4 protein-coding genes are annotated in these 6,982 nt (G+C 28.3%); 2 read left to right on the top strand and 2 right to left on the bottom strand.

Annotation, left to right across the window (positions count from 1 at the left end):
- A partial coding sequence (locus tag ACFVR2_RS06325; RefSeq protein WP_387359886.1) for a toxin Cry1Ac domain D-VI-related protein occupies window positions 1-1,511 on the bottom strand: 1,511 nt, incomplete at its 3' end.
- 1,034 nt (window positions 1,512-2,545) lie between these two features.
- Here ACFVR2_RS06325 and ACFVR2_RS06320 point away from each other — a divergent pair.
- Together ACFVR2_RS06320 and ACFVR2_RS06315 are read left to right on the top strand one after the other, a co-directional pair.
- Window positions 2,546-3,475, top strand: a complete 930-nt coding sequence (locus tag ACFVR2_RS06320) for a CAP domain-containing protein (RefSeq protein ID WP_387359884.1) — start codon at window positions 2,546-2,548, stop codon at window positions 3,473-3,475.
- A gap of 369 nt (window positions 3,476-3,844) precedes the next feature.
- Window positions 3,845-4,666, top strand: coding sequence for a polysaccharide deacetylase family protein (locus ACFVR2_RS06315; RefSeq protein WP_387359882.1), 822 nt, complete (start codon window positions 3,845-3,847; stop codon window positions 4,664-4,666).
- Window positions 4,667-5,131: 465 nt separating this feature from the next.
- Here ACFVR2_RS06315 and ACFVR2_RS06310 read toward each other — a convergent pair whose 3' ends face one another.
- Window positions 5,132-6,604 (bottom strand): BglG family transcription antiterminator, encoded by a 1,473-nt coding sequence (locus ACFVR2_RS06310; protein ID WP_387359880.1) that lies wholly within the window; start codon window positions 6,602-6,604, stop codon window positions 5,132-5,134.
- Window positions 6,605-6,982 lie beyond the last annotated feature (378 nt).

Here is a 6,982-nt window from a genome sequence, read left to right as displayed (position 1 = left end):
CCTGCTGGTAATTTATCTACTGCTGCTTTTGCATCGTCAATTGTAGCTTGGTTTGTCTCGCCATTTAATGCATTAAATTTGTCATCTGTAAATAGGCCTTCTGTTTTTGCCTTTGCATCAGATAATTCTTGTGCTGCTTTTGTTTTTGCATCGAATAAATCTTTTGCATCGTTGATTAAGTTTTCTAAACGTGTTTTTTCTGCACCTGCAGGTAACTTAGCGACTGCTGCTTTCGCATTGTCAATGGCTGTTTGATTTGTTGATTCGTTTATTACGATAAATGTGTTATCTGTAAATAAATCTTCTACTTTTGCTTTTGCATCTGATAAAGCTTGCTCAGCCTTTGTTCTTTCATCTAATAAATCTTTTGCTTTATTTACTAGATTTTGTAAGTTCGATTTCTCATCACCTTCTGGTAACTTGTTAACCGCATTTTGTGCTATTTCAATTGAGGCTGAGTCTGTTGATGCGTTAAGTGTATCATGCTTATTATCTGTAAATAATGCGTCTACTTTTGCTTTTGTATCTGCTTGTTCTGCTTTTGTTTTTTCATCTAGTAAATCTTTTGCTTTATTAATTAGATTTTGTAAGTTTGTTTTGTCACTACCTGCCGGTAATGCGTTAATTAATTCTTCAGCTGCCTCAATTGCGGCTGCGTTTGTAGATTCATTAAGTGTATCATACTTTTTATCTGTAAATAATGCGTCTACTTTTGCTTTTGCGTCTGCCACTTTAGAATTATTGATTGTTTCTTGAGCTTTAAAAGCATTTGAGAAGTTACTTGCGGTAGTAGAATTTTGGAAAACTAGCATTTTTCCGTTGGTTAATTCAGTTAATAAATCATTACCTGAAATTGTAACATCTCCTACTGATCCTTCACTGCCGGTTCCAATTGAATATCCTGTATCGAAACCTGGAGGTGTAACCTTAACATCTGCTTCTATAGTATCTATATTTGTTGTAGCATCACCCTTGATAAAAAGATTATATATTTTATAAACTGTTCCTTTTTGTAAAGTAACTTCGACTTCTTTAGAAACATCTAGAGTTCCCCCTAAATATTTAGGTTTTGCTGTTGCCGTTCCTAATTGACTACCAGAAAGGGACTGCACATAAACATTATTGTTGTCATGTTTATAATAATTGGAATCATAATTATTAATTGCATTTTTCATACTAACTTCAAATTTATATTTACCTGTTTGTACAGGTACAATATATCCGTTTCCTTCTACCTTAACTGTTTCTGTTGTTCCAAATGTTTGCTTATAATTTTTGAATAAATAAGAATCCTGTGCTGAACTCTTTGTCACGACACTATTAACAGTTAATTTAGAAACATATGCCATTCCTAATTTAACATTTACACTTGCATCTATAGTAGATGCTTCTACTAAATTTGCTTTTATTCCTGGTAAAACTGTTGAGATTGGGGAAATTAAAGCTGTAAACGCAATGGCTGAAGAAGCTATTACATTAATAGGTTTTTTCATTTTGTTACTAAATTTCATTATTTATTTCTCCTTCAATATTTATTTATCTTACAAGGAAATATTAATATATTCATAGGTACTAAACGATTTCACTTTTGCGTTTACACATAACATTTTTGAGACAACAGTTAATTTTTTTAAGAACTACTTTGGCTTATTTTGTATCTAACAAGCTTGTTTTTCTAATTTATAGAACAAAAATTATTAATTTAAGAAAAAAACAATGTACTTTTTAACGTTTTTCATAATGGCTTACTATTTATAAGTTTTTTTATGTAAAGAAAGTTAAGAAATGGTACAGTTACCTCTTAATAAAGAAGGATAAGGAGAAGGTAATATAAAAAAGCATATTTTAATCACTTTTCACAATCAAACATTAACGCTTCTAAATACAAAACAGCCTGGTTTGTTTACTTTAAGTAAACAAACCAGGCTGCTTTATTTTAGTATATTCCTTAGCTTATAAAATCCGCATTTACATATATAATTTAGTTTATTAAGTCGATTCAAACTTAACTAGACTTATTTTTATACCGTTAAAAAGTTATCTACTCCATATAGTGAGCAATTCATACCTTTATTCCACAATACTAACCCATATTCTAAAGAAAAATCTTCCCATAGATGTTTTAGTATCAATTTTATCTTGAACAGCAAAAAATGAATTTTTTTCTTCAAATTGTTCTTTGAGTGATTAAGTTTTTTGTACATCTGCTAAATCTAACAAATTTTTACTGTGTCATTCTTTCGTAAAATTTTTATCTCATCTAATTGTTGATGTGTCGTTTTATGATCAGACTTATGTTTATATATACATATTAGTTGGTATTTCATATATAGCTTTAATATTGTTATCAATATTAAGTCGGGGTGCATAATATCTGAAAAATAAAAGTTGTAATCACTATTTAATAAAACTGCCTGAGTGTAATTATTTCATTGTAGAAATAACTCATTTCAATAATGAAATAATTTTTATCTATAATGATTGTTAGACTTAAATTGTTCCTCTCATAAGGAACACAACAAAATATTAATTGGGGGATTTACAAATGAAAAAAACAATTACATTGACTGTTTTAATTGGATCTCTAATTTTTAATACACATACACATGCTGATACAAAACAATTTACTCAAAAAAATAATATATTTAATAACACTTTATACCAATATTTTATCTTACCTAAACTATCATCAGATAATGCATTTTCTAATAAATTACCTTCAAATAATTTAATGCAACTTAGTGAATTGTTTAAGTTCAATATATTAAGTAACTTTGGACAAACTATTAAAGATTTTAAAGAAACAAATATCAATAATAAAAATCAACAAATTACCAAAGTAGAAATACCTAATGTTCCACTAAAACCTGCACAACCTGTGACGCCAAACGTTCCATCTAATCCTACTCAGCCAGTAATACCAAATGTTCCTTCTAATCCTGTTCAGCCAGTAATGCCAAATGTTCCTTCTAATCCTTCTACACCAGTAAAACCAAATGTTCCTTCTAATCCTTCTACACCAATAAAGCCTATTACTCCATCAAAGCCAGTAGAACCAACACCTGAAAAACTTTCTAAAATAGAAGTGTCTAGCTCTTTATCTGCATTTGAATCAAAAGTTATAGAATTAACAAATAACGAGAGAACTAAAGCTAGTTTAAAACCTTTTAAAGTAAATAATGATTTATCTAAAGTTTCTCGTATTAAGTCACAAGAAATGACTGATAAAAATTATTTTGATCATAACAGTCCAACCTATGGTTCACCGTTTGATATGATAAAAAAATTCGGAATTTCTTATAGTCATGCAGCTGAAAATATTGCAAAAGGACAAAAAACTCCTGAAGAGGTAGTAAATGCATGGATGAATAGTTCTGGACACCGAGCAAATATTTTGAACTCTAAATTAGATCAAATTGGTGTAGGATACGACTCACGTTCTAATGTATGGACACAAATGTTTATTTCTCAATAAATTTAGTTAAATAAACAAAAGCATCATCTTTCTTGATGATGCTTTTTGTTCGTATTTTTTTAGGTTATCTAATTTTTAAACATCTTCAATATTATATAACTATTTTTAAACTTGTATTTCTCTTCAATATTTTTAACGATTAATTTTATTGTTAGAAATAAATTTTATCAAATTAATATTAACCAAATACAAACTCTAAAAAAATTTTCAGTAAAATTAAATTTAAAAAAGTTGATATTTATCACATTCATAAAACAAATACAACCAAATTTGAAACTATAGTTATTATGAATATTTAGTAATATATACATATTACATATTTTTGAGATTACCTATAATTTTACAAATATTTATTAGGAGGGTTTAATATTGGGTAAATTTAAAAAATTCAGCTTAAAAAAATCTCTACTAGTATTAGGTATGTTTATTACTGTCGCTTCATTATTTCTATTTTTTAGAGAATATATTAATTTAAAAAAAGTGAAAGCCAACAATAATGCATTTGAATCACTATCAAAATGGGAAAATGGATGGAAATTATATTCCGGACAGAATACTTCAATGAATATTGATGCTTCTACTAATTCAGTTGAGTTATCGACAGATGGTACGTCCCCTGCGTTCATCAGAAATAATAATTTAAATGAAGACTTTTCTCAATATACCGGTATTAAACTATCTTTAAACGTACTTAAACCTAAAGATATAGCAAAAATTTCTATTTATGTATCAAACGACACAAAATTCACAAATTATGCAGTCGCTGGCATTAATCAAAATAGTATGTTGGTAGGTGAAAACTTTTTAAGTGTTGGAAAATCTGGTTTTACAAAATATAATAACTTTAATTGGAATGAACCTATTAAAGCGGTTCAGATACGCTTTGAAACCGTCAATAACACACCTGCTAAAATCACAATTAATAAACTTTATAGCTTAACCCACAATAAAGGTAAAATTGTATTCACAATGGACGATGCATGGGATTCTCAATACACCGTAGCATATCAACTAATGAAAAAATATTCTTTCCCAGGTACAATTGGTGTAATAACAAGTGCAACTGGTGGGACAAAACTGAATATTGCACAACTTGAAGAACTGCAAAATAATGGCTTCAAGATAATGGGTTCGATTCTGGTAGCAAATTTATTGTTTACCCATATGGTGATTATACAACAGAAATTATAGATTACTTAGAAAAAAATCATTACTATGCTGCACGTTCACTAGTAAACGAAATTCAAATAAATCGAACAAGGCCTTTTGAACTAAAAACTATAAATTTAACGTACAATGTAGATGTACCAAGAGTGAAAAAAATTATAGATAACGCGATCGATACTGGGGGTACTATCTTTTTCCTAAATCACAGATTTGATGAAGAATTAAACAGTATGTCATATTCACCCAGCAACTTTGAAGAAATTCTAAAATACGTTTACGAAAAACAACAAAAAGATACTATTGATGTAATGAATATTATAGAATGGTATGAAAATACTAGCGATTAATAACATTTTTTAAATTTACAGAAATTCTATTATTTAATTTGCTTAACTAATTAATAAGTTATGTATCCCAAACAACAACCTTATAAAAAGAAAAAAACTCTTAGCCCTTTAATGACTAAGAGTTTTTTCATTAAGAATAATATTAATCCGATAAAGTTTCATTTAAATGTAGTCGTTTAATAAGGTATTTATCAATAAACCTTCTTATTCCACTTAATTCGGCTTCTGTTGGAAACGTAGATATTTTTAATACTGGTAAATGTTCCTTCAAAAATTGACCTTTTAATGTCGATATAACTAAGTCTATATGATTATGTCTCTTAATTACATCAATATCTGATAAATCATAAATTTTTATATCCAGATGTTTTCCAAAGTGATAATCAAGAAGTTGGTAAAGATAATCCAGTTCAATATATGTACGACAGATTAATACTGTATTAATCTTCATACTATTCTTTTTGCGAATTAAAAAAGCATCTACTAATATGAACAATTCTAAAATTTCTAATTTTCCATATGACATAGTTTCATTCTCGAGGTGGTTTTTTACTAATTTTTCAATCCCAATAAATAGTGGATGCTCCCTCACGTAAGGTAAGAATGGAAGCGCGGTATTCATACGAGTATCCGTATAAAACTGAGTATCATACTTGGTACGTTTAATTGTTGAGAAATATTTATAAAGAAAATAATCATCCTGAGTTAAATCAAAGTGTAAGTAATCTGATAATTCATGTAAAAAAAGCACACTAGGATCATCTTTATTTTCTTTCATTTTAATACGTATTTTATAAAGCTCCTCAGTCATATTATTTGGCATATCCTCACTTAATAGACAGAGACAAAAGTATAATATTTCTTGTGTTTGTTGTTCTCTAGTTGGGCACTTTTCCATAAATGGAAACATTTTCTTTGCAATATCAAAATGCACAGTATTTTTATATTTATTATATATTTCCTTTGGAAAAGAAACATAACATTCCATAGAAATTCTAATATTAATAATTTCTAAAATAAAAGATAAACGTTGAACAGCTCCGAGATGAAGAGTAATAGAAAGTTCAGTTGTATAATTTACAATTGCATCTCGAAAACTTTGGAGATCTATATTTTTTAAATCGTTTAGATAATCTAGACCCTTATATTCCAAGTATTGCATCATAAATCGACGTACCTTTTTCTCGTCACCATTCAATCTAAGAGGACTAGTATCTAGAGTAATACCTGCTTCCTCTACAACTTCTTTAATTTGATCTAACTGTCTATATACAGTTGATCTACTTATATGAACAGCTGTCGCAATATCATTAATCGTTACACCGTTATTAAGAATAATATACTCTAAGATTTGAAAATATGGATTTTCATTTTTCATATAAGACCATATACCTTCAAGGGTACCGTTCGGAGATTTAATTAAACGTGCTCCCTCTGATTCACTTTTTTCAATGAACCATCCTTCAGGTAAACCTACATTTAAGAAAGTAATGTCTCTCCAAATCGTACTTCGAGAATACCCTGTCTTCTCGGATAAATCTGCTAAACTACACCAATCATTTTTTTCAAAAAGAAAATAAATTAAACTTGCATATCGTTCATCAAATCTGTTCATAATATCACCTAATGTTCTTTTATAATTAAGTATTTTAATATAGGTTTTCCATTTAACAAATTGTTATAACAAGTGGGGAATACTACATAATCACACCTTTAAGGAATTATAGTTATTAACACTTTCCAATCCTCCCTCTTTTTCTTCCGCACTTAATGGACTTATATTAATAAAAAATAGCAATTCTTTTTAAATTTTCTCATTTATCAGCGAATATAATGATTTCATTTTTGAAATAAATAAAATCATTTTAGATACAAGATAGTGTTATACCTTTTTTGCTTAAAGTAAAAAGCATAAGAATAGCTTCAGTTGTACTGAAAATATTCTTATGCCATTTTCTATACTTTGATCTAAAAAGTTCTAACATCTATTTCC

Origin of the sequence: Gottfriedia sp. NPDC057991, from assembly GCF_042886615.1 — a bacterium.
GTDB lineage: Bacteria > Bacillota > Bacilli > Bacillales > Bacillaceae_G > Gottfriedia.
The sequence above is the reverse complement of the archived record's forward strand: the minus strand, read 5'-3'. Positions and strand labels throughout refer to the sequence as shown.

Excerpts from the sequence above, each read along its gene's own strand:
- ACFVR2_RS06310 (WP_387359880.1), bottom strand. The coding sequence starts at position 6,604 with ATGAACAGATTTGATGAACGATATGCAAGTTTAATTTATTTTCTTTTT.
- ACFVR2_RS06320 (WP_387359884.1), top strand. The coding sequence starts at position 2,546 with ATGAAAAAAACAATTACATTGACTGTTTTAATTGGATCTCTAATTTTT.